The organism is Microbulbifer sp. MCCC 1A16149, from assembly GCF_050368945.1.
Taxonomy (GTDB): domain Bacteria; phylum Pseudomonadota; class Gammaproteobacteria; order Pseudomonadales; family Cellvibrionaceae; genus Microbulbifer.
In genome coordinates this window covers 4,004,017-4,026,401 of the sequence record NZ_CP185959.1, presented here as the reverse complement: position 1 = coordinate 4,026,401, position 22,385 = coordinate 4,004,017, and the positions used below count along the sequence as shown (strand labels likewise).

Genomic DNA, 22,385 nt, shown 5'->3' with positions numbered 1-22,385 from the left:
TTGATCAGGAAAGAGGGGCCGCAGGGCCCCTCTGTTATTTGCATGAAAACTTCAGAAAAAAAACAGCAAAAACCGCCGCAGAAAATCCGCCTGGATAAAGCTTCTCGACAGCTGATTCTGCAATATCCCGACGGCGATTTTTCGCTGCCGGCGGAATATCTGCGTGTCTACTCTCCCAGTGCAGAAGTGCGCGGCCACGGTGCCAGCGATGGCACTCTGGTAACCGGGAAAATACATGTGGGTATTGAAAAAGTAGCCGCCGCAGGTCGCTATGCGCTGCAGATATTTTTTGACGATGGCCACGACAGCGGTATTTACACCTGGGCCTATTTGCGCGAGTTGTGTGAGGAGCAAGCGTCAAACTGGCAGGCTTATCTCGCGCAACTGGAGTCTGCCGGCCAAGGTCGCGACCCGGATGAAAGTGCCGTGAAGTTTATCCAGTGATCCGGTGAGCCATGGACAAGAATTTTTTCGGCGCTACCGACTTAAGTTTGTGAACAGATTCCGGATTAATAAAAAGTTCACCAATACTTCACGCGCAATGTCACGACCCTGTCATTTCTAATCGCTTCAATCCCCGCTCGAAAATAATTTAGCTGGGTGGGTACATCATGATTCCTTTTTCCAAAACACCGCTGGCGATGAAGCTCGGGGTAATGCTCGCCGCATTTGCCCTGCTTCCCGCCTGTAGCGACGACAACAACAATCGCAACAATCCGCCGGTGGTAACGCCGGATCCGAATCCCGGTGAAGGCGGTGAAGAAACGCCCGAGCGTTCCCTGAGTTTTACCGGTGTACCGGCGCCTGCAACCGACAGCGAAAAGCGCCAGATCCTGGCATCGCCCAAGGTCGAAGTGGACGGTGAAGAATACGAGATTGGATTCCACACCCTGCTGCGCTCCGGCGATTCGGTAAATGGCAATGTGGTGTTCGGCCAGCTGGTGGATGCCGCCGGCCAGCCCCTGTACGGCGAAGACGGCATGCTCAAGGTTACCGATGCCAATGAGCATACCTCCCTGCTGCCCATCGGCGATCGCCTGTTCTCCGTATCGCAGATGGAAACCCGCCCCGGCGCCATGTTCCTGATGGAGCTGAATCAGGACCCGGAAAACGGTGCGCTGTCCACCAAAGATCTGTGGCAGATTGACCAGTCCGGTGTGGATGGTGGCTGGGTACACTGCGCCGCGTCGGTGACGCCGTGGAACGCCCACCTGGCGTCAGAGGAATACGAGCCGGATGCGCGCAGCCTGCCTACCCATATGGAAGCCTCCGAGGACGGCTACTCCGCCGGTATGCTCGATTACTACGCGGATCCCAGTCAGTGGAACCCCTATTTCTACGGCTGGAATATCGAGATCAACGTCAACGCGGAGGGTGAAGCCGAGCCGACCACCGACCTGGTCAAGCACTACGCCATGGGCCGTATTGCTTTTGAGCTGTCCTACGTGATGCCCGACAGCAAAACCGTATACATGACCGACGACGGCACCAATGTGGGCCTGTACATGTTTATCGCGGACACCGCCGGCGACCTGAGTGCGGGTACCGTGTACGCGGCCAAATGGAACCAGACTTCCGCTGAAGGCCTCGGCAGCGCCGATCTCGAATGGGTTTCCCTCGGTCACGCCAGCAATGACGAAATCGATGCGGCGGTGCACGGTGCTGAAGGCCAGCCCGCGGTGACTTTCGACGATATTTTCGAAGTCGACGGCGAAGGCTGCGTCGAGACCGCCACCAACGGCAACAATGAATGCCTGAGCGTCAAGCCGGGCATGGAAAAAGTCGCTTCCCGCCTCGAGACCCGCCGCTATGCCGCGCTGATGGGCGCGTCCACCGAGTTCCGCAAGGAAGAAGGGGTCACCTTCGACCCGGACGGCAGCAAGCTGTATGTGGCCATGAGCTCCGTGGGCCGCGGCATGACCGACGACGTTGGTCATATCCAGATTGCCGAGGGCAATTCCTGCGGCGCGGTCTACCAGCTGGATGTGGCGGCGGATACCGACATCGGTTCCGATTACGTGGCCACCAATATGAGCGGCCTGATCGGCGGTATCGAAGCGGAGTACCCGGCGGACAGCCCCTTTGCTACCTACAGCTGCGATGCGGATGCTATTGCCAATCCGGACAACGTCACCTTCATCACCGGTTACAACACCCTGATCATCGGCGAGGACACCGGTTCCGGTCACCAGAACGACGTGATCTGGTCGCTGAACCTGGATGAAGTCGATGCGGCGGACTCCACCGCGGGCCTCACCCGGATCCAGACCACGCCCTACGGCTCCGAGACCACCTCGCCCTACTGGTACCCGAATATCAACGGCTTCGGTTACCTGATGAGTGTGATCCAGCATCCCTACGGCGAGTCCGATGGCGACAAGCTGGCCCCCGGCTCCCTGGAACACCGCGCCTACACCGGCTACGTGGGCCCCTTCCCGGCCATGGATGTTACCGACGAGTAAGCGGCACTGATGCCCATCACGGGTAAAGCCATCCAGGCTGAAAACCCCGGCAGGTGACTGTCGGGGTTTTGTCTTATCCGCTGTTCGAGCGGGCTTTTGAAAACGTTTTGAGTGAACTCCATGCGTACCATCATTCTGGCAATCACTACCGCACTGTTCGGTTCCGGTGCGGTATCCGCCGAGCCGGAAAATCTCGGCCGTCTGTATCTGTCCAACCCGGCAGCGGTGACGCCACCGCAGTGTTATACCAAGACCGAAAATAAAAACGCCCCGGCGAGTAATCCCTGTTACGTCTGCCACACCGATAGCCGCGCGCCCAACTTTACCAACGACCTCGACCTGCAACTGTTATACGACTTTGCGGAACCCGCGCGCACCAACCGCTGGCACAACCTGTTCAAGGACCGGTCCGAGTACCTGGCTGAAGTCAGCGACGAGCAGATTCTCGGCTACGTGCGCGAAAGTAATTACCGAGCGCCGGATGGCAGTGTGCCCTTGCGGGAAAAATTACGCGAAAACCTGCCGGCGCACTGGGATGGCAATGGCAACGGCCGCTGGGATGGCTATGTGCCCGATGTGCAGTTCAATTTTGACAGTGCCGGTTTTGACCGCGATGCCGACGGCGGGTACAGCGGCTGGCGCGCGCTGGCCTACACCCCATTCCCGGGTACTTTCTTTCCCACCAACGGATCCACCGACGATGTGCTGATCCGCCTGCCGGCCATTTATCGCAACAGTGAGCAGGGCGAGTTTGATGTCGAGGTGTACCGGATCAACCTGGCGATTGTAGAGGCGCTGATCAAGCGCGCGGATATTGCCATCGATCCGGTAGACGAGGAAAAGCTCAAGGTGGACCTGGACAAAAACGGCGAGCTGGCTACCGCTACACAGATTACCTATGACTGGGCGCCGCTGGAGCAGCGCCATATGTCCTATGTGGGCGAGGCGCGGCTGGCGCAGCAGCGCAAAGAGGCTCCGCTGTCTGCCGGTTCCTATCCGCTGGGTACCGAATTCCTGCACAGCGTGCGCTACCTGGATGTGGATACCAATGGCGAGGTCTCCATGGCCGCGCGTATGAAAGAGCTGCGCTACGCGCGCAAGGTGCGCTGGGTCACTTATTTCCAGCATCGCGAACTGGCTGCAGATGAGCTCAAGGACGCGCACGATTTTCCCGACCGCCTGGAGCCGGTAATCGGGGATATCGAGCGCGGTGTCAGCAACCGTCGCGGCTGGCGCTACAGCGGATTTATCGAGGATCGCCACGGCGGATTGCGGCCGCAGTCCTACGAGGAGCTGGCCACCTGCAGTGGCTGCCACGGTGCCATCGGGGCCAATGTGGACGGCGGCTTCGCCATGACCCGCAAACTGGATGCGGGCAAGAGTTTCCAGCGCGGCTGGTACCACTGGAACCAGAAATCCCTCGCCGGCACGCCGGAGCCGCTGCGTGCGGACGGAGAGGGTGAGTACGCCTACTACCTCAAGCAGGTGGGCAACGCAGACGAGTACCGCTCCAACAGCGAGGTGCGCGCGCGCTTCTTCGATAGCGAGGGCGCACTCAAGAGCGCGATGCTCGACAGGCTCGCTGGGGACATCAACGTGCTGATCATGCCCACACCGCGCCGGGCGCTGGATTTAAACAAGGCCTACCGCGCGATTGTCGTGGAGCAGAGCTTCCGCGAGGGCCGCGACGCGGTGCTGTCCCCGCGCGACAACCTGCTTCGCGAGTTGACCGAGGGACAGGAGACCGGTGTGCAAAGGGCGTTGTCGTATTTCTGAAACTGACACCGACCGGCATATGCTGTCGCTGTCATTCCCGCATTGTTCGCTGTGGGCGGTGATCGGTCGCCGCCCCGGTCACGGATCTGTAATATTCCCCCTCTTTAATTGGCGCGTTTGTTCTCTCAGGGGTATTCAGAATGATCCAAAAAACGCTCTCCGCAGTGCTCGCTGCGCTCTCCACCACAGCCATTCTCGGGGGGGCTCTCGCCTTCAGTTCGGAGGGCATTGCTGCCGCCAAGGATTCCGGGAATGACGTCTCGCAGTTGCAGGACAACCAGCGTTCCAGCCACTGGTTCAATGAGGGGCAAGCATCCCTGCAGCAGGCTATCTCGCAGCCGGTCAACAACAAGCGCGGCGCGGCAAGAAACGTCATCCTGTTTGTGGGCGACGGCATGGGTATTTCTACCGTCACCGCCGCGCGTATTCTCGCTGGCCAGCAGCAGGGCCTGGACGGTGAGGAATACCGGCTCAGTTTCGAAAAAATGCCCTTTACCGGCCTGATCAAAACCTACAACACCAACCAGCAGACTCCGGACTCCGCCGGTACCGCCACCGCAATGGTCACTGGAGTGAAAACCAAGGCCGGATTTATCGGCGTCGATGAAGTGGTGGACCGCGGAGATTGCCCCGCGAGCCTCAAGCATGGCCTGACGACTGCACTGGAACTCGCCGAGCAGCAAGGCAAAAGTACCGGCCTGGTGAGCACTGCTCGTATTACTCACGCCACCCCGGCTGCGGCCTACGCCAAAGTGCCCGAGCGCAGCTGGGAGTTCCAGGCACCGGAAGGCTGCCGGGATATTGCCGCGCAGCTGGTCGCCCTGCCTGCGGGCGACGGTGTTGATGTCGTACTGGGTGGCGGTCGCCGCAGCTTTCTGCCGCAAGAAGTCACGGACCGGGAAGGTAAAAGCGGCAAACGTACCGACGGCCGCAATCTGGTGAACGAGTGGAAGCAGCGTTACGGTGACAGCGCGGTCTATATCGAGGATCAGAAGGGGTTTGATGGCCTGGATCTGGCGGCTACCGACAAGCTCCTTGGCCTCTTCGAAAGCTCGCATATGCGCTACGAAGCGGACCGCAAAAATGATGTGGCCGGCGAGCCCGCGCTGCACGAGATGACCGCCAAGGCCATCGACCTGCTGGAGAAAAACGACAACGGTTACTTCATGCTGGTGGAAGGTGGACGCATCGATCACGGCCACCACGCGGGCAACGCCTACAATGCCTTGAATGATGCGGTGGAGATGGCGCGCGCGGTGCAGGTGGCGATGGATAAAACCAGTGCCGAAGATACCCTGATTATCGTCACCGCCGATCACAGCCATGTGATGACCATCGCCGGTTATCCGACCCGCGGCAACCCGATCCTGGGCAAAGTAGTGGGCAACGACAGCCGTGGTCAGGCCGAGGACACGCCGTCCCTGGCCGCCGATGGCAAACCCTACACCACTATCGGTTACACCACCGGCCTCGGCCACGCCCACTACGGCGACGAGACCGATGCCGATATGCGCTACAACAACCCAATCGACAGCGGACGCAAGGACCTGTCCAAACTGGATACCACCGCGCCGGGCTATCACCAGGATGCACTGGTGCCACTGGGCTCAGAAACTCACGGTGGCGAGGATGTCGGCATCTGGGCGCGCGGCCCGGGCGCGCACCTGTTGAGCGGCACCAATGAGCAGAGCTTTATTTTTCATGTGATGGCCCATTCCGGAGGCCTGTTGGAGGAAGACTGAGTCAGTGACAGGTCTGCGGGAACAGCGGAATTGAAAATACTGAGGAGAATCTGCGAGACGGGATTCGGATAACAAAAAAAGCCGCATCTTTGGATGCGGCTTTCGAAGCGGGAGCCTTGCGGCTCCCCGGTTCTTGTTGTTTCTCTGAGAGAGATTGTTAGAAGGTGTAGTTCACACCCATGTAGAAGCTGCGACCCAGAGTGTCGTACATACCGGAGCCACCACCGGTACCGGAAAGGTATGCGGGGGGATCCTGGTCTTCGATGTTGTTGATACCACCGTAAACTTCGAAAGAGTCCTGGTACAGGTATGCTGCACGCAGGTCGTTGTAGCGGATCACACCGGTATTACTCGGAGCTGCGCTTTCCGGCTGAGTCAGGCCAATGTCGTACAGGGCCATGTCATCCAGGTAGCGATGCGCCCAGTTCACGGACAGGTCACCGTAGCGGTAGGTGACATTCATGTTGTAGGCGTTGGTGGGATCGCCCAGTTCGCCGTCGATGCGGTCTGCACTGTCAGGCTCGTTCTGGAAGGAGTAGTCGTCGCGTTCCAGCAGACGAGTACCCTGCAGGCTCAGAGTCAGGTTGCCCAGCTCAGATTTGAACAGGTCGGCCAGAGCCATTTCGTAACGCACTTCGTAGTCAATACCGCGGGCAGTGAGCTTGGATGCGTTCAGGGCCGAGCTGGTCAGGGAGACCAGGTCGCCGTTGGCATCGCGCTCGATGTTGCCACAGAACTGGTTGTCGATGGAGGAGGCGTCAACACACTTGTCCAGAATCGTCTGGCCACCGTAGTAAGAAATCGCATCTTCGATTTCGATGTCCCAGTAGTCCGCGGTAACGGTCAGGCCTTCAGCAAAGCGCGGGGTGAGCACCACACCGAAGGTCAGGGTAGTCGCAGTCTCTTCCTGAAGATTTTCGTTACCACCGCTGAAGCCCGGCAGGGTCGGACCTTCGTTCCATGGGGACTGGTAGTCTGCGGCCAGGCCCAGGGCGGCACAGTTGGCTGCGCGCTGAGTCGGATTCGGAGCGTAGGCTACCTCGTCCGCATCACAGGGATCGTCAATATTGAAGAAGTTCTGGCCCAGCGGTGCGAACAGCTCGTCGATGTTCGGAGCACGTACTGCCTGAGAGGAGGTAGCACGGACACGAACGTCATCGACCACAGTCCAATCCAGGCCGGCCTTCCAGGCACCGGTGCTGCCGATGGTGGAGTAATCAGCGGCGCGGTATGCGGTGTCGAATACCAGGCTCTGGACGCCCGGGAGGTCGGACAGCAGCGGAGCAGACAGTTCTACGTAGGCTTCCGATACGTCGTATTCACCATCAGTGGTCGCGAGCGCGTTCATGAAGGTAGCGCCGCTTTTGATGATTTCATCAAAGTCGACAAAGCTGGTTTCTTCACGGTATTCGAAGCCGCCGACAACGGACAGCGGGCCCGCAGGAAGGTCGAACAGGTCGCCGCCGATAAAGCCGGAAGCGACGGTTTGAGTCATTTCTTCCACTGAACCGGTGTTATCCAGCATTACCCAGTCGATAGCTTCCTGGGAATTCTGGTTTTCGCCGAACAGGTCAAGCGGCTGACAGCCAGCTGCGCGGGCGTCGGCGTCGGCACAGACAATCTGCCCGTCGACTTCGATGGCGTCGATGGCCTGGGCGAAGCGCTCGTTATGGCGGTTGTTCAGGTAGAAGATGTCGGCGTCGTACTGGCCGTAAACGAGGCTGGCCTCGTAGTTCCAGCGGCTACCGATGTCACCCTTTACGCCCACTACATAGCGCTGGGTTTCACGCTCGGCCAGATCGCCGCGGTAACCCAGGTCGGAATGCATGCGGTACATGCCGAAAGCGGGAATGCCGGCAGCTACCAGCTCGTCGGACAGATCTTTGTCCAAGAACGGGTTGGTGGAGGAGTAGCCATTGTAGCTGAAGCTCGCCTGCCCCCAGCTCTCGGCTTCGTGGCTAACGTATTTGGCTTCGGCAAACAGGCGCGTGGAGTCGTTCAGGTCGAAGTGACCCTTCACGTACACATTGTTGGTATCCATGCTCGGATACATCTGGTACTGGCCAATCCAGCGATAGCCGTCACCACCGGTACAGCGGCCGGCGGAATCACAGTAGTCACCGGGGATAACCGGGCGTGCGGAGCCGTCTTCGTCAAAGGTGTAGTCACCGAAAGGCGCGGGTAACCAGGCGATACCGGCGTCACTCAGGATGGGCAGGGTGTAGTTCTGCACGATGAAACGATCCGGGATGCCATCTTCGGGGCCGGTGTCGTTGGGGTTGCGCAGAGTGCCGTAGCCTTTGGTGATCCAGTCGCGATCGGTGCCGTACACATCGCCGCGGCTGGTGAGAGAGACACTACCGGCGACGTTCGCGCGGCCGTCGAAAAAGTTTTGGCCGAAGGTAAAGGAAGCTTCAGTAGTTTCCGCACCACCGTTTGTGGTGTCGCTGGCGAAGGCGCTGATCTTCACGCCTTCGAAGTCATCTTTCATGATGAAGTTAACTACACCGGTTACAGCGTCCGCACCGTAGATCGCGGAAGCTCCGCCGGTGATCACGTCGACGCGCTCAATCAGGTCTTCCGGGATAGTGTTTACGTCAACCGCAGAAGTACCTACAGAGGAGGCGATGTGACGACGGCCGTCCTGCAGTACCAGGGTGCGGGAAGTGCCGAGACCGCGCAGGTCCAGCAGGTTCAGGCCCACGGTGCCGATAAAGCGACCGGAGTTCTGGCCGGAGAAGGTGGAGCGCAACGCGGGCAATTCGTTGAGGAAGTCACCCAGGTTGGTTTCACCACTAAGGCTGATATCTTCCGCGGTCAATGTAGTGACCGGGGTGGGGCTCATGGAGTTGGGGCGCGCGATACGCGAGCCGGTCACGGTGACCTGTTCAATGGCGCCGTCGTCGATTTTGGAAGCGTCTACAGCTTGAGTGTCTTCCTGAGCGAATGCGGGAGTAACACCAACCGCCGCCAAAATGGCGCCGCGGATGGCCATGGAGAGCGTGTTGCCTTTCATATTTTTTATTCCCCCCCAGAGGGTTTCTCGTTCTTGGTCAGAAATTCGGCGTTTAGAGTTTTGTGCCGTATTCCAGTAACGATTGGGAGGAAAGTTCCCTCATGGAAAATATTAACAAGATTAAATATTTTTTGTTTCAGATGAAACCTAATGAGATATTGTGCAAGAAGGGCTGAAAAATGACATTAATGCTAAGGTCGAACGCGGCTGACGGCTGAGTCATCTTGCTGTGGCGAGCCTTTCGTTGGCCAATGTGCTCGACGCAAAAAGGTTCCTGCATGTCCCATTCCAATTCGGCCCATGTACAATACCGCCCTCAAATCTGGCTCAGCAGGCATACGATGACGGAACGCAAGACGACCCACTTTGGCTACCAGGAAGTACCGGTGGAAGAGAAGGCCGGTCGGGTGGCGGATGTTTTCCACTCGGTGGCGGCCCGCTACGATGTGATGAACGACCTGATGTCCGGTGGTGTGCACCGGTTGTGGAAGCGTTTCACCATTGAGCTGTCCGCGGCGCGACCTGGGCAGACGATTCTGGATATTGCCGGCGGCACCGGTGACCTGACGGCGCGCTTTTCGCGCATTGTCGGCCCTACCGGCAAGGTGGTGCTGGCGGATATCAATGCGTCGATGCTGAAGGTGGGCCGTGATCGCCTGCTGGACCGCGGTATCGCGGGCAATGTGGAGACGGTGCAGGCGGATGCCCAGTACCTGCCGTTCCCGGACAATACCTTTGACTGTATTACCATCGCCTTTGGCCTGCGCAATGTGACAGATAAGGATCTGGCGCTGCGCTCAATGCTGCGGGTGTTGAAGCCCGGTGGCCGCCTGCTGGTGCTGGAGTTTTCCAAGCCGCAGTCCAAGCTGCTGGAGAAGGTCTACGATCAGTACTCTTTCCGCCTGCTGCCTTTTATGGGCAAACTGGTGGCGGACGATGCGGACAGTTACCGTTATCTCGCCGAGAGTATCCGTATGCATCCGGATCAGGAGACCCTGAAAGACATGATGGGCGAGGCCGGTTTCGTGGATTGCGAATTCCACAACATGACCGGTGGCATTGTGGCTTTGCACAAGGGCATCAAACCCTGATTTTAGGGCTCCGGCCATGGACCTGTGGCGGCGTCGCTTCCGGCGTCTGTTTGCGGGACTCGCCGTGAACCCATCCATGGGGGCTTGTCGAAAAGGTCCCTCTTTTCGACAGTCCCGCAAACAGACCCCGGAATCGACACCTTCTCGTCGGGGTTGTGAGCTCGGAACAGAATCACCAAAAGAATGACCGACCCCACCTTCCGCGCCGGCTTCGACGCCACTCTGGAAACCGCCATCAACTCCGCACTCCGGTATGACCCGGGTACCCGCGCGCGCCTCGGCAAACTGGCGGGCAAGGTGCTGGCGGTGAAGTTGACGGCACCTGCCATGACCCTGTTTCTGGCGATCGAAGATGACGGCGATGGCGGTTTTATCGAGGTGCATGGTCGCTGGAATGGCGAGGTGTCCACCGAGCTGTCCGGTTCGGCGATGGCGTTTGTGCAACTGCTGCGCAACCGCGATGCCACGCCGGCCAAGCTGGGCGTGACGGTGCGCGGTTCCAGCGCACTGCTGGCGGAGCTGCAGTCGATCCTGCGGGATCTGGATATCGACTGGGAAGAGCCGCTGGCCAGGTTGATTGGCGACACGCCGGCTCATCAGCTGGGCACCGGAATGCGTATGGCGGCGAGCTGGCTGAAGGGCGCGCTGAGTGCAGCGCCGAAGGCCGGTGCCGAGGCGGTGAGTGAGGAGTGGAAGGTGACACCGCCGCAGGCGCAGTTTGAAGCGTTTGCAGAGGATGTGACGGAGTTTGCCCAGGGGGTAGACCGGCTGGAGGCGCGCATCGAGATTTTGCGTCGCAAGCTGGAAGGCGGCCAATCACCGAATGAACGCAAACCGGGTCAGGGGAAAGATTGACGTGCCAGTAGCGAGAACCCTGACCATCGCGCGGATTTTTCTGCGCTATCGACTGAACGAGCTGGTGCCCGCCGAGCATCAGCCCCTGTGGCTGCGCGCGCTTTGGGCGCCCGCAAAACTGCTGCCGGCAAGTGGCAAGATCACGCAGATGGGGCGCGGGGAGCGGCTGCGCCGGGCGCTGGAGGATCTGGGGCCCATCTATGTGAAGTTCGGGCAGCTGCTGTCTACACGTCCGGATCTGCTGCCGCCGGATATGGTGCTGGAGCTGAACCAGCTGCAGGACAATGTGCCGCCCTACCCGGCGGATCAGTGTATTGCGCGTATCGAAGCGGCGCTGGGTGCGCCGGTAGATGAGCTGTTCGCAGAGTTTGAGCGCGAGCCCCTGGCCTCGGCATCGGTGGCCCAGGTGCACGCCGCGCGGCTGAAAGACGAGCGGGGTGCGGCGGGAAAATCCGTGGTGGTGAAAGTGCTGCGGCCCGGTATCGACAAGATCATCCAGCAGGACCTGCAGCTGTTGCGGCATATCGCGCGCTGGATCGAGCGCTTTCTGCCCGACGGCCGCCGCATGCGCCCGGTGGAGGTGGTGGAGGATTACCGCCATACCATTGAGGGGGAGCTGGACCTGGTGCGCGAGGCCTCCAACGGTTCCGAGCTGAAGCGCAATTTCGCCAATTCACCGCTGTTGTACATTCCCGAAGTCTATTGGGATTACACTCGCGACAATGTGCTGGTGCTGGAGCGCATTGACGGTATTCCGGTTACCGACCTGGAGCAGTTGCGCGCCCAGAGCACCGATATGGAATTGCTCGCCGAGCGCGGCGTGGAGATATTCTTCAAGCAGGTGTTCGAACACAACTTCTTCCACGCGGATATGCACCCGGGCAATATTTTTGTGTCCCGGGAAAATCCGCAGCGGCCCAAATATATCGCCATCGATACCGCCATCGTCGGCAGCCTTACCCGCGAAGACCAGTACTATTTGGCGCGTAATTTGCTGGCTATGTTCCGCCGCGACTATCGCATGGTGGCGGAACTGCATGTGCAGAGCGGCTGGGTGCGCAAAGATACACCGGTTAATGCATTTGAAGCGGCGATCCGCTCGGTGTGCGAACCGATTTTTGAAAAGCCCCTGGGAGAGATTTCCTTCGCACGGGTGCTGATCAGCCTGTTCCAGACGGCGCGGCGCTTCGATATGGAAGTACAGCCGCAACTGGTGTTGTTGCAGAAAACCCTGCTCAATATCGAGGGGCTGGGGCGACAGCTTTATCCGCAACTGGATCTGTGGAAGACTGCCCATCCATTTCTCGAGCGGTGGATGCGCGAGCGTATTCACCCCAAGACCATCGTCGGCGAAATCCGGCGATACGGGCCGGAGTGGCTGGAAAAATTCCCCCAACTGCCGCAAATGGCGTTCTCTGCCCTTGAGCAGGGGCAGCAGCTGGGACCGCAACTGCAGCAGTTGAGCGATCAGCTCGCAGGTAGCCGGCAGCGCGGGCGTGCCCGCTATGCGCGCATGATCGTGGGAGGGCTGCTCGCGGCGGGTGCGGCGCTGGTGGCTTCCCCCGGGTTGCTGGCGCAGATACCGGTGGCCAGTTGGGTACTGGGGGCAGCGGCACTGGCCATGTTGCTCTGGCCGTGAGCCGCCGCCCTGAAGCGAACTCGCCAGCCTACAATAACGAATGCAGTAAGGACGCACACGTGAGCGAAACCGATTTCACCCAGGCAGTCAGCTGGAACAGTGACGGGCTGGTGCCTGCCATTGCGCAGGATTACAAGAGCGGCCGGGTGCTGATGATGGCGTGGATGAATGCCGAGTCCCTGCGACTCACGGTGGAGGAAGGGCGCGCGGTCTACTGGTCCCGCTCGCGCGGCAAGCTCTGGCGCAAGGGTGAGTCCTCCGGCCACGTGCAGCAGGTGCGCGAAATCCGCCTCGATTGCGACGGCGACACGCTGGTGCTGATGGTGGAACAGCTCGGCGGCATTGCCTGTCACACCGGTCGCACCAGTTGCTTTTATCAGGTACTGGAAGACGGCCAGTGGCAGATTCGCCAGCCGGTGATCACCGACCCGAAAGAGATCTATTCAGGGGAGAAATAGACAGCGCCATGAGTAATATGCTGATACAACTGGATCGCGTACTGCGGATGCGCATGCAACAGGGGGATGCGGAGTCCTCCTATGTCGCGAGCCTGCATCACAAAGGGCTGAACAAGATACTGGAAAAGGTGGGCGAAGAGGCCACCGAGCTGGTGCTCGCGGCGAAAGACGCCGAGGGCGCGGACTTGGATAGCGACGCGTATAAGGCGCTGATCAGTGAAACCGCGGACCTGTGGTTTCATTCGCTGGTGGTGCTCGCACATCTGGGGACGGATTCCCGCGCGGTACTGGATGAACTGGGGCGCCGCTTCGGCCTGTCCGGTCTGGAAGAAAAGGCCGCGCGCAAGCAGGACTGATTTGAATTTCACCGGCCCAGGCCGATACAAGATCAAGAATTTTATTCAGGAGTATTTCACATGGGTATTAGCTGGCAACAACTACTGATTCTGCTGGTCATCGTTCTGCTGATTTTCGGCACCAAGCGTCTGCGCAACCTCGGTGGCGATCTGGGTGGAGCCATCAAGGGCTTCAAAAAGGCCATGAAGGAAGAAGGCAAGAAAGACGGCGAGGAAGAAGATGCCGACAAGGATCCGGAACTTCTGACCAAGGACGAAAACGCCAAGCCCCAGCAGAAAACAACCAGCGAAGAAAAGCAGTCCCAGGACAAGTAACCTGGCACCGGCATCGTCCGCAACTGATAGAGCGAACCGCGCGTGTTTGATATCGGATTTTTTGAATTACTGCTGATCGGTATCGTTGGCCTGGTGGTCATCGGTCCCGAGCGCCTGCCGGACGCGGTGCGCACCACCGTGCGCTGGTGGACGCAGCTGAAGCAGACCCTGAGCAGTGCCAAAGACGAACTGGAGCGGGAAGTGGGTGCCGACGATATCCGTCGGGAGCTGCACAACGAGCGCGTACTGCGCGAGTTGCGCGAAAGCCAGGAGGCGATGGAGCGCACCTTCAGTGATGCCGAGCGCAAGTTCGAGCAGGATCTCAAGGCGGTGGAAGCCCAGGCGCAGTCGCTGAAACAGGACGCCGAGCCCGCGGGCGAAGCAGCGCCGGAAAAAGAGCCGCCTGCAGAGCCGGATGTGGCGGCGGACCAGCGTCGGCAGGCCGCGGACTACCTCCCGGAAGAAGATCGCGAAGCGCGCATCGATGAGAAATCCGACGAGGAGTACCTGCCGGAGGAAGATGAGGACGACGAGGATCAGGAAGATCCCGAATATCCCGAGCATTTGCACGATCACGGCGACCCGCAATACAACCCGCACCACCCGGATCATTTCAAGCACGAGGAAGATGAAGCCTGGGCGGAAGTGGATCGGCTGGACCCGGCGGAGACGAAGGACCGTGCCGAAGCAAGTGCCGAAGAAAGTTCAGAATCGGCAAGCCCCGCAAAAAGCGACAGTGCAGGCCAGGTGGAAGACAAGCGTCAATGACCGAGAAAGACCAACCGTTTATTGAGCATCTTATCGAGATGCGCGACCGCCTGCTGAAAACCCTGATGGTGGTGGTGGCGATCTTTGCCTGTATGGTGCCTTTCGCCAACGAGATCTACAATTTCGTTGCCGACCCCCTGCAGGCCCGCCTGACCGAGGGCGCGGGGATGATCGCCACCGAGGTGACATCGCCGTTCCTGACACCGTTCAAGACCACCTTTGTGCTGGCGTTTTTTGTCGCGATTCCTGTGGTGCTGTATCAGTTCTGGGCATTTATTGCCCCTGGCCTGTACAAGCACGAAAAACGTCTTATCGCACCGCTGATGTTCTCCAGTGTGTTCCTGTTTTACGCGGGCATGGCGTTTGCCTACTTCGTGGTGTTCCCGCTGATTTTCGAGTTCTTCATCAGCTCCGCCGATGCCGATATCAAGGTACTGCCGGACATCCGCAGTTATCTGGACCTGGCGCTGAAGCTGTTTTTTGCGTTTGGCTTCGCCTTCGAAATCCCCATCGCCACCGTGCTGCTGATCTGGAGTGGTGCCGTCACCGCCAAGGATCTGGCGAAAAAGCGCCCCTACGTGATTGTCGCCTGTTTCGCTGTGGGCATGCTGCTCACCCCGCCGGACGTCATCTCACAGACCCTGCTGGCCATTCCCATGTGGCTGCTGTTCGAGGTGGGCATTTTATTCGGTCGTATGATCAAAAAGCGCGGTAAAAAGGAAGCGGAAGCCGAATCGCCCTGATGTCATCCGCGGGCCAGTAAGCGGCGTATAAAGCCCGTAGAGATATCGCGCCGCTGTCAGGTGCAGCGGCGAGAGATATCCGGCGGTGTGCTCGACTTGACGGCGGAATTCCCGGAATTTCTGAGGGGTGGCTCTCTGTGGTGTTACACAAAACCTGTTTGGCAGTTACCCGGGCTTTGGGACTACTGGCAGTATTGTGCATACCCGCCACAGTCCACTCCGCGCAGTCCCATCCTGCAGAGGCGGAAGACAAAGCCTCAGCCGCTGAAGCCTGTGTCATCCTGCTGCACGGCATCACCAAAGATTCCTCATCGATGCGCTCCATCGAGCGCGCCCTGCAGGAGCGGGGCTATCACACGGTCAACCTCGACTACCCCTCCCGCAGTAACCCCATCGAAGTACTGGCCAGTGAAGCGATTCCGCGGGGGCTGGCTGCATGTGAGGAGGCCGACACCGGTGCCTTGCACTTCGTCGCCCATTCCATGGGTGGGCTGCTGGTGCGTTACTACTATGACCGGCGCGATGCATCCGACGTCACCAGTGTGGTTATGCTCGGCACCCCGAATCAGGGCAGCCGCCTGGGCAATTTCCTTTCCTGTATTCCGTGGATCAAGGACCTGAACGGCCCCGCCGGCAAACAGATGGGTATTGATCCGCGCAGCATCCCCAACCGGATGGGGCCGGTGCGCTTCCCCCTCGGGGTGATTGCCGGCACCCGCACGCTCAACCCCCTGTTCGCGGCAATTATCAGCGGCAATGACGACGGCCGTGTTGGCCTGCCCAGTACCTACGTTGAGGGCACTTGCGCGCGCGTCACCTACCCGCTCACCCACGACAACCTGACCGACGACCAGCGGGTGATCGATCAGGTGGTGGCATTTCTGAACACCGGGAATTTTCGCGGTGATGGGGTGGAGGCGTTCCCCTGTGCAAACCCTGTGGAGACCGAGTAGCGCCTTTCCCGAACGACTGGTTTTCCCTCAGGAATAAATTGCGACTATGCTGGAAAAGCCGGCCACCAGCACCACCAGTGGCAACAATCCCTGGCGATGCTGACTGTCGGCCAGCAACAGTGCCAACGGGATCGGCGGGCAAAGAATAGCGAGCACCGTCAGGCCAGTGGATTCAGCGACACTGAGCCGCACTACCTGAATCCACAAAACGGCGCCGAGAACCATCGTAAAAACCAGTGAGACCGCTGCCACGGGCTGCATGGATATTTCCCTTAAACGTTTCTTCGCATACCTAAAGTTAGCTGCTTCCAACCTGATTGGCAGTGGCCGGTGTCGGCTATTGCCAATTACCCTGGTAATCCTGGGTGCGTTTTCTGTGGCCAGTTGTGAAACCGTGCATTTCTACTCCCAGGCGGCCACCGGCCAGCTGAAAATACTCGCCGGGCGCAAATCCATTGATCACCTGGTGGCGAATGAGCAGACCGATCCCAAGCTGAAACTACAACTGGAGTGGGTGCGCGCGATCCGCGCCTACGCCGCCGGTGAACTGCACCTGCCCGTGGACAGCGCATACAGCGACTATACCCAGCTGGACGGGGAATATGCGCTGTACAATTTGATCGCGGCACCGGAGTTTTCCCTGTCCCCGAAACGCTGGTGCTACCCAATTGCCGGATGCGCCAGCTATCGCGGTTATTTCGATAAAAGCGACGCGGTGCGCCAGGAAGGACGTCTGCGTGCGCAGGGCTATGATGTCTATCTGGGCCCGGTGCCCGCCTACAGCACACTTGGCTGGTTCGATGACCCGGTGTTGTCGAGCTTCGTAAACTGGAAACCGGACCGGCTCGCCAGCCTGTTGTTTCACGAGCTGGCGCACCGTCGGGTTTACATTTCCGGCGACACCCGTTTCAACGAGAGCTTTGCCACCGCGGTGTCGCGGATTGCACTGCCAGACTGGCGGCGTCGCAACGGCATACCGCAGCCCGCGGTAAAGAGCGTGGCCCAGGCCAGGCGGGTAAACGGATTGATGGTGGCGGCGCGCAAGCAGTTGAAGTCCATCTACGACAACAAGGACCTGGGCACCGAGGAAAAACGCGCACGCAAGGCGCAGACCCTGCAACGGTTGCGTCACTGCTATCGCGAGGCCTCGGCGGGCTGGGTGCAGGATGAGAAATTTGCGCGCATGATCGAAAAGACCAACAACGCCACCCTGGCACTGGTGAGCGAATACCAGTCCCAGGTGCCCGCGTTTGTGCAGCTGTACCGGGATAGCGGCGAAGACTGGGAGGCGTTCTACACCGCGGTGGAGCAGTTGGGTGCGTTGCCCAAGGACACTCGCAAGGCGCGCTTGAAGGTGCTCAGTGAGCGGGCTCAGGCTTCCAGCAAGAAAGTGACCGGGCCATCGTTGCAAAGTGATACCTGCATGTCCGCGGCGAACTGACCGCCGGCCACCGGGAATTCCTCGGCGGTTTTCACGCGCGCCTGCTGCAGGAAGTAGTCGTACAGGGCTTCCGCTTGCTGCGGTGTGGCGCCGCGACTGAAGCTGGGACGCAGGCCCTTGGCGGTATCCGCCACCAGGGTAAACTGGCTGACCACCAGCAATCCACCGCCGGCCTGCTGCACGTTCAGGTTCATCTTGCCCTGCTCGTCGCTGAATATGCGGTAGTGGAGCACCTTGTGCAGCAGCTTGTCCGCGGTTTCCTCGGTGTCTGTGGCTTCAACGCCGAGCAACAGCAGAATCCCGTGGTCGATGGCGCCGACGTTTTCACTGCTTACTTCCACTTTCGCGTGCTTTACCCGCTGAATCAGGCCTTTCATCGATAACCTCTTCTAAAATGCTGTTACCCGCTAGAACGCTGGCGGCGAATTTTCTAGATTAGCCCACTGATCGCCAATAAAAAACCGGAAGTCTCCATGAAGAAAACCGCTTTCACCCTGGGTGCCGTGTGTATTGCTGTGGCGGCTGCGTTCGCTGCCAGCGACGAGGGCCAGCCCGAATACCCTGGAACCAGGACCGTCGACCAGAAAGACGACTACTTCGGTACCGAAGTCAGTGATCCCTATCGCTGGCTGGAAGCCCAGGAATCCGCGGCGGTGAAATCGTGGGTGACTGCGCAGAACGACTTTTCCCTGCCGCAACTCAAGGCGCTGCCGGGCTGGCAGAAGATCAACGATCGCCTGACCCAGCTGTGGGAGTACGAGCGCTATGGCGTGCCCTACAAAAAGGCCGGCCAGGTGTTCTATGAATACAACGACGGCAGCTGGGACCAGAGTGTGTTTTACACCACCCGCGATATCACCAAAGACGGACACGTGGTGCTGGATCCGCGCACCCTCAGTGAAGACGGCACCATCGCCGCCAAGCGCTACTCCGTCAGCCCCAATGGGCGCTACCTGGCCTACGGTACCTCCGACGGCGGCACCGACTGGACCGACTACCACGTGCGGGACCTGAAGACCCGGCGACTGATTCCCGATCGCCTCACCGGTATCAAGTTCAGCGGTGCCAGCTGGGCCAAGGATGAATCCGGTTTTTACTACAGCCGCTATCCGTTCAATGAAGACGGCAGTGCCGACGACAGCAAGCAGGTCTCGGTCTATTTCCACAAGATCGGCGAACCTCAGAGCAAGGACCAGCTTGTCTACGAAATTACCGATCATCCCACCCGCAACCCGGGTGCTGAAGTCAGTGACGACGGCAAATACCTGATCCTGGGGATTTTTGATGGTTACGACAGTAATGGCGTTTACTACAAGGATCTGACCGATCCCGATGCAAAGGCGGTGAAACTGCTGGACGAGTGGGACGCGCTGTACACCTACCTCGGCAACAAGGGCAAGACGTTCTATTTTGAAACCAATGCGAATGCCACCAATGGCCGCATTATTGCCATCGACCTGGATCAGCCCGACAGGGCGCACTGGAAAACCCTGGTACCCGAGCAGAAGGATGCCCTGCAGAGCGCGAGCCTGATTGGTGGCCGCTTTGTGCTGCATTACCTGGAAGACGCAAAATCCAAGGTGGTGGTAACGGATCTCAATGGCCGGCAGCAGTACCAGCTGAAGCTGCCGGGGATGGGTACCGTGTCCGGTTTCTACGGCGACTCCGACGATAGCGAGACCTACTACTCGTTCAGTAATTTCTTAACGCCGCCCAGCATCTACAAACTGGACGTGGCCAGCGGAAAAACGGAGAAGGTCAAAGCGCCGGAATATCCCGCAGATTTTTCTGACTACACCATCAGCCAGCACTTCTTTAAAAGCAAAGACGGCACCCGTGTGCCGCTGTTCCTGGTACATAAAAAAGGCCTGAAAAAGGACGCGGAAAATCCGACACTGCTTTACGGATACGGTGGCTTCAACGCCGCGCAGTTGCCGAGCTTTTACACCCGCTTTGCCGGCTGGCTGGATATGGGTGGCACCTTTGCCATGGTGAACCTGCGCGGTGGCAGCGAGTACGGTGGAGCCTGGCACAAGGCCGGTACCAAGCTGCAGAAGCAGAATGTGTTCGATGATTTTATCGGTGCGGCAGAGTGGCTGATCGAAGAGAAAGTTACCTCACCGGAGAAGCTCGGTATCATGGGCCGTTCCAATGGCGGCCTGCTGGTAGGCGCTACCGAAGTGCAGCGTCCGGAGCTGTTCAGGGTGGCGCTGCCGATTGTCGGTGTGTTGGATATGTTGCGCTACCACACCGCTTCCGCCAACGCCCGCCAGTGGTCCAGCGATTACGGCCTGTCGGAAAACAAGGATGAGTTCGCTGCGCTCTACGCCTACTCACCGGTACACAACACCGAAAAAGGCACCTGTTACCCGGCGACCCTGATCACCACCGCGGATCGCGACGATCGCGTGGTTCCGTGGCACAGCTATAAATTTGCCGCAGCGCTGCAGGGCGACCAGGGCTGCGATAACCCGATTTACCTTGCGGTGGAAACCCGTGCGGGCCACGGTGCCGGCAAGCCGGTGTGGATGCAGGTGGAGGATTTTACCAACCAGTATGCGTTTCTCGCCCATGAACTGGGTTTGAAGATAGAGTAGTCTCTTAGTTCCCGGGCGGCGCCGCCGCCCGACGAATCAGAGAATCGGCATGCAGGCATTTGTGACTGGAGGCACCGGCTTTCTCGGTGCCAACCTGATCGAACAGTTGGTGAATGACGGGTGGCAGGTAACCGCCATGCATCGTGCGGGTGCCAACGTGCGCAGGCTGGAAACCCTCGGTGCAACCCCGGTACAGGCGGCCCTGGACGATGTCGCCTCCCTCGAGCGCGCGCTGCCCGCACAGGTCGATGCCATCTTCCATCTCGCCGCCAATACCAGCATGTGGCGCGGTGGCAATGCCCAGCAGTGGCGAGACAATGTGCAAGGCTCGGCCAATATCGCCCGTGTCGCGCGCCAGCAGTTCGCCGCCCAGCAGCGTCCGGGCAGGCTGATCGTTACCAGCTCCATTTCCGCCTACGGTTACCACCGTACAGCGATCACCGAAGACAGTCCGAAGCTGGCGGATGACCCCCGGCATCACTACCTGTACAGCAAAAAACGCGCGGAACTGGCAGTGCGTGAGGAAGTGGCGCAGGGGCTGGACGCCGTATTCCTGAATCCCTGCGGCATTGTCGGCAAGTACGATGTATCCAGCTGGGCCCAGACCTTCTTTATGCTCGCCGAAGATCGCCTGCCGGGCGTGCCACCGGGGAGCGGCTCCTTTTGCCATGCCGGCGCGGTAGCGCGCGCGCATATCGATGCCTTTCACAAAGGGCGCAGTGGCGAAAACTATATTCTCGCGGGCACCGATGCGAGTTTCCTGGAGTTCTTCGGCATTATCGCGCGCCTCGTTGGCAAACCCGTTCCCACCCGTACCACGCCGGCATTTCTGATCCGCGCGCTGGCGCAATGCAATGATCTTGCCGCCCGGGTGAGCGGGCGCGAACCGACCCTGACCCCGGAAAAAGCAGCGATGATCACCCGCAGGGTGGTTGCCGACAGCAGCAAGGCAGCAGCGGAACTGGGTTATGGAAATGACCTCTCCCTGGAGGATATGCTGCGCGAATCGCGAGACTGGCTGGTGTCCGAGGGCCTGCTCGCCGCTGAGGCACCTTGTGGGGGAGCACATTGATGAACCGCCAAAACCTGATCTTCATCCTGGTGATGACCTTGCTGGTACTGCAGCTGGTGCAGCATTACTTCTTTTCCGGTGCGCAGTAGCCGGTTCGTCAGCTGTCGGAAGAATTACACGAAAGCTTTTTATGATTACCTGGCCGCCATTGCGGCCGGTGCCTTATTCTTGATCGCCAATAGCCACCGGTAACAGGAGACAATATTGTGGATGGATTGAAAGCGCAGATGGAAGAACTGTGGCCCGTGGTGATGGACGTGGGGCTCAACCTACTGTGGGCAGTGCTGGCGCTGATCGTTACCTGGATTGCGGCGAAGCTGGTATCGCGCGCGGTCAATCGCCTGACCGAGCGCGGGATCGATGAAACCCTGGTGCCGGTACTGGAAACCCTGGCGGTGTGGGGCACCTACGTCATCGGTGGCCTGGTGGTGCTGGATATCTTCGGGGCCAATACCACGTCGCTGGTAGCACTGCTCGGTGCCGCCGGTCTCGCCGTGGGTCTCGCACTCAAGGATACCCTGCAGTGTATTGCCGCCGGCTTCGTGCTGCTCGGGCTGCGCCCGTTCCGCGTGGGAGAGACCATCCAGTTCGGCAGTACCATCGGCACCGTGCGCAAGATCGGCCTGTTTACCACCGAGATGGACACCCCGGATGGCCTGCGTATTTCCGCCCCCAACGACAAGGTGTGGGGCGAAACCCTGACCAATTTCACCCGCAATGCCAGCCGCCGTATCGAGATTATCGCCAGTATTGCCTACGGCGACGATATTGAAACCGGTATGCGCGTACTGCGCCAGCTGGTGGCCGACGAGCCGCGTATCCTCACCGACCCGGAACCCGCCTACGCCGTGCGGGCCCTGGCCGACAGCTCGGTGAACCTGCACCTGCGCGCCTGGGCCAAGACCGATGACTACTGGGATGTGTACTGGGAACTGATGAAAAAGCTCAAGCCCGCGCTCGAGGCGGAGGGGCTTACTATCCCGTTCCCACAGCGGGAGCTGCATATCGTGAACGGCGCGGAAAAAAAGCTGACCAAGGCGGAAACCCTCGAGCAGCAATAAACCCCGATTTACCACTGGTCTCGCGTGGCGGTAAATTCGT

20 protein-coding genes are annotated in these 22,385 nt (G+C 59.5%); 17 read left to right on the top strand and 3 right to left on the bottom strand.

Features of this window, described 5'->3' with window-relative positions; translation table 11 throughout:
- Window positions 1-42: 42 nt before the first annotated feature.
- The 4 genes from ACONT6_RS16605 (at window position 43) to ACONT6_RS16590 (ending at window position 5,980) form a co-directional block, all read left to right on the top strand.
- On the top strand, window positions 43-444 hold the full coding sequence (locus ACONT6_RS16605) for a gamma-butyrobetaine hydroxylase-like domain-containing protein (protein ID WP_428819526.1): 402 nt from the start codon (window positions 43-45) through the stop codon (window positions 442-444).
- A 167-nt stretch (window positions 445-611) separates the two neighbouring features.
- Window positions 612-2,462 (top strand): PhoX family protein, encoded by a 1,851-nt coding sequence (locus ACONT6_RS16600; RefSeq protein WP_428819525.1) that lies wholly within the window; start codon window positions 612-614, stop codon window positions 2,460-2,462.
- A 120-nt stretch (window positions 2,463-2,582) separates the two neighbouring features.
- The gene (locus ACONT6_RS16595) at window positions 2,583-4,238 is read left to right on the top strand and encodes a hypothetical protein (protein WP_428819524.1); all 1,656 of its coding nucleotides are present in this window, start codon (window positions 2,583-2,585) and stop codon (window positions 4,236-4,238) included.
- Window positions 4,239-4,378: 140 nt separating this feature from the next.
- Window positions 4,379-5,980: an alkaline phosphatase gene (locus tag ACONT6_RS16590; protein WP_428819523.1), complete on the top strand. Its 1,602-nt coding sequence runs from the start codon at window positions 4,379-4,381 to the stop codon at window positions 5,978-5,980.
- Window positions 5,981-6,137: 157 nt separating this feature from the next.
- Here ACONT6_RS16590 and ACONT6_RS16585 read toward each other — a convergent pair whose 3' ends face one another.
- Window positions 6,138-8,996, bottom strand: a complete 2,859-nt coding sequence (locus ACONT6_RS16585; RefSeq protein ID WP_428819522.1) for a TonB-dependent receptor domain-containing protein — start codon at window positions 8,994-8,996, stop codon at window positions 6,138-6,140.
- A gap of 341 nt (window positions 8,997-9,337) precedes the next feature.
- Here ACONT6_RS16585 and ubiE point away from each other — a divergent pair, with 341 nt between their 5' ends.
- The 9 genes from ubiE (at window position 9,338) to ACONT6_RS16540 (ending at window position 16,174) form a co-directional block, all read left to right on the top strand.
- Window positions 9,338-10,087, top strand: a complete 750-nt coding sequence (gene ubiE / locus ACONT6_RS16580; RefSeq protein WP_181254925.1) for a bifunctional demethylmenaquinone methyltransferase/2-methoxy-6-polyprenyl-1,4-benzoquinol methylase UbiE — start codon at window positions 9,338-9,340, stop codon at window positions 10,085-10,087.
- A gap of 183 nt (window positions 10,088-10,270) precedes the next feature.
- Window positions 10,271-10,942 (top strand): ubiquinone biosynthesis accessory factor UbiJ, encoded by a 672-nt coding sequence (locus tag ACONT6_RS16575; protein ID WP_428819521.1) that lies wholly within the window; start codon window positions 10,271-10,273, stop codon window positions 10,940-10,942.
- 1 nt (window position 10,943) lies between these two features.
- A complete protein-coding gene (gene ubiB / locus ACONT6_RS16570) occupies window positions 10,944-12,581 on the top strand; it encodes a ubiquinone biosynthesis regulatory protein kinase UbiB (protein ID WP_428819520.1) in 1,638 nt (545 codons plus the stop codon).
- Window positions 12,582-12,640: 59 nt separating this feature from the next.
- A complete protein-coding gene (gene hisI / locus ACONT6_RS16565; protein ID WP_428819519.1) occupies window positions 12,641-13,039 on the top strand; it encodes a phosphoribosyl-AMP cyclohydrolase in 399 nt (132 codons plus the stop codon).
- Window positions 13,040-13,047: 8 nt separating this feature from the next.
- On the top strand, window positions 13,048-13,395 hold the full coding sequence (locus ACONT6_RS16560) for a phosphoribosyl-ATP diphosphatase (protein WP_428819518.1): 348 nt from the start codon (window positions 13,048-13,050) through the stop codon (window positions 13,393-13,395).
- Window positions 13,396-13,455: 60 nt separating this feature from the next.
- Window positions 13,456-13,710 carry a twin-arginine translocase TatA/TatE family subunit gene (gene tatA / locus ACONT6_RS16555; RefSeq protein ID WP_078083979.1) on the top strand — a complete coding sequence of 85 codons (255 nt, stop codon included), beginning with the start codon at window positions 13,456-13,458 and terminating at the stop codon, window positions 13,708-13,710.
- Between the two features lie 42 nt (window positions 13,711-13,752).
- A complete protein-coding gene (gene tatB, locus ACONT6_RS16550) occupies window positions 13,753-14,478 on the top strand; it encodes a Sec-independent protein translocase protein TatB (protein WP_428819517.1) in 726 nt (241 codons plus the stop codon).
- Complete coding sequence (gene tatC / locus ACONT6_RS16545) at window positions 14,475-15,221, top strand: twin-arginine translocase subunit TatC (RefSeq protein ID WP_428819516.1); 747 nt, start codon at window positions 14,475-14,477, stop codon at window positions 15,219-15,221. Before tatB ends, tatC begins: the two co-directional genes overlap by 4 nt.
- 176 nt (window positions 15,222-15,397) lie before the next feature.
- Entirely contained in the window at window positions 15,398-16,174 is a 777-nt protein-coding gene (locus tag ACONT6_RS16540) for an esterase/lipase family protein (protein ID WP_428819515.1), read from the top strand.
- A 27-nt stretch (window positions 16,175-16,201) separates the two neighbouring features.
- On the opposite strand, the gene ACONT6_RS16535 is transcribed toward ACONT6_RS16540, so the two are convergent.
- Entirely contained in the window at window positions 16,202-16,435 is a 234-nt protein-coding gene (locus ACONT6_RS16535) for a hypothetical protein (RefSeq protein WP_181254933.1), read from the bottom strand.
- 79 nt (window positions 16,436-16,514) lie between these two features.
- Here ACONT6_RS16535 and ACONT6_RS16530 point away from each other — a divergent pair, with 79 nt between their 5' ends.
- Entirely contained in the window at window positions 16,515-17,615 is a 1,101-nt protein-coding gene (locus ACONT6_RS16530; RefSeq protein WP_428819514.1) for an aminopeptidase, read from the top strand.
- On the opposite strand, the gene dtd is transcribed toward ACONT6_RS16530, so the two are convergent.
- A complete protein-coding gene (dtd, locus tag ACONT6_RS16525) occupies window positions 17,546-17,992 on the bottom strand; it encodes a D-aminoacyl-tRNA deacylase (RefSeq protein WP_181254935.1) in 447 nt (148 codons plus the stop codon). The genes ACONT6_RS16530 and dtd overlap by 70 nt on opposite strands.
- 96 nt (window positions 17,993-18,088) lie before the next feature.
- Between dtd and ACONT6_RS16520 the strand changes: the two genes are divergently transcribed.
- The 3 genes from ACONT6_RS16520 (at window position 18,089) to ACONT6_RS16510 (ending at window position 22,345) form a co-directional block, all read left to right on the top strand.
- The gene (locus ACONT6_RS16520) at window positions 18,089-20,212 is read left to right on the top strand and encodes a prolyl oligopeptidase family serine peptidase (RefSeq protein ID WP_428819513.1); all 2,124 of its coding nucleotides are present in this window, start codon (window positions 18,089-18,091) and stop codon (window positions 20,210-20,212) included.
- Between the two features lie 49 nt (window positions 20,213-20,261).
- Window positions 20,262-21,284, top strand: coding sequence for an NAD-dependent epimerase/dehydratase family protein (locus ACONT6_RS16515; protein WP_428819512.1), 1,023 nt, complete (start codon window positions 20,262-20,264; stop codon window positions 21,282-21,284).
- A gap of 206 nt (window positions 21,285-21,490) precedes the next feature.
- Entirely contained in the window at window positions 21,491-22,345 is an 855-nt protein-coding gene (locus ACONT6_RS16510) for a mechanosensitive ion channel family protein (protein WP_219932664.1), read from the top strand.
- Window positions 22,346-22,385 lie beyond the last annotated feature (40 nt).

Excerpts from the sequence above, each read along its gene's own strand:
- tatA (WP_078083979.1), top strand. The coding sequence starts at position 13,456 with ATGGGTATTAGCTGGCAACAACTACTGATTCTGCTGGTCATCGTTCTG.
- ACONT6_RS16535 (WP_181254933.1), bottom strand. The coding sequence starts at position 16,435 with ATGCAGCCCGTGGCAGCGGTCTCACTGGTTTTTACGATGGTTCTCGGC.
- tatC (WP_428819516.1), top strand. The coding sequence starts at position 14,475 with ATGACCGAGAAAGACCAACCGTTTATTGAGCATCTTATCGAGATGCGC.
- dtd (WP_181254935.1), bottom strand. The coding sequence starts at position 17,992 with ATGAAAGGCCTGATTCAGCGGGTAAAGCACGCGAAAGTGGAAGTAAGC.
- ACONT6_RS16605 (WP_428819526.1), top strand. The coding sequence starts at position 43 with ATGAAAACTTCAGAAAAAAAACAGCAAAAACCGCCGCAGAAAATCCGC.
- ACONT6_RS16515 (WP_428819512.1), top strand. The coding sequence starts at position 20,262 with ATGCAGGCATTTGTGACTGGAGGCACCGGCTTTCTCGGTGCCAACCTG.
- ACONT6_RS16560 (WP_428819518.1), top strand. The coding sequence starts at position 13,048 with ATGAGTAATATGCTGATACAACTGGATCGCGTACTGCGGATGCGCATG.
- ACONT6_RS16585 (WP_428819522.1), bottom strand. The coding sequence starts at position 8,996 with ATGAAAGGCAACACGCTCTCCATGGCCATCCGCGGCGCCATTTTGGCG.
- ACONT6_RS16575 (WP_428819521.1), top strand. The coding sequence starts at position 10,271 with ATGACCGACCCCACCTTCCGCGCCGGCTTCGACGCCACTCTGGAAACC.
- ACONT6_RS16600 (WP_428819525.1), top strand. The coding sequence starts at position 612 with ATGATTCCTTTTTCCAAAACACCGCTGGCGATGAAGCTCGGGGTAATG.
- ACONT6_RS16595 (WP_428819524.1), top strand. The coding sequence starts at position 2,583 with ATGCGTACCATCATTCTGGCAATCACTACCGCACTGTTCGGTTCCGGT.
- ubiE (WP_181254925.1), top strand. The coding sequence starts at position 9,338 with ATGACGGAACGCAAGACGACCCACTTTGGCTACCAGGAAGTACCGGTG.
- ACONT6_RS16520 (WP_428819513.1), top strand. The coding sequence starts at position 18,089 with ATGAAGAAAACCGCTTTCACCCTGGGTGCCGTGTGTATTGCTGTGGCG.
- ACONT6_RS16590 (WP_428819523.1), top strand. The coding sequence starts at position 4,379 with ATGATCCAAAAAACGCTCTCCGCAGTGCTCGCTGCGCTCTCCACCACA.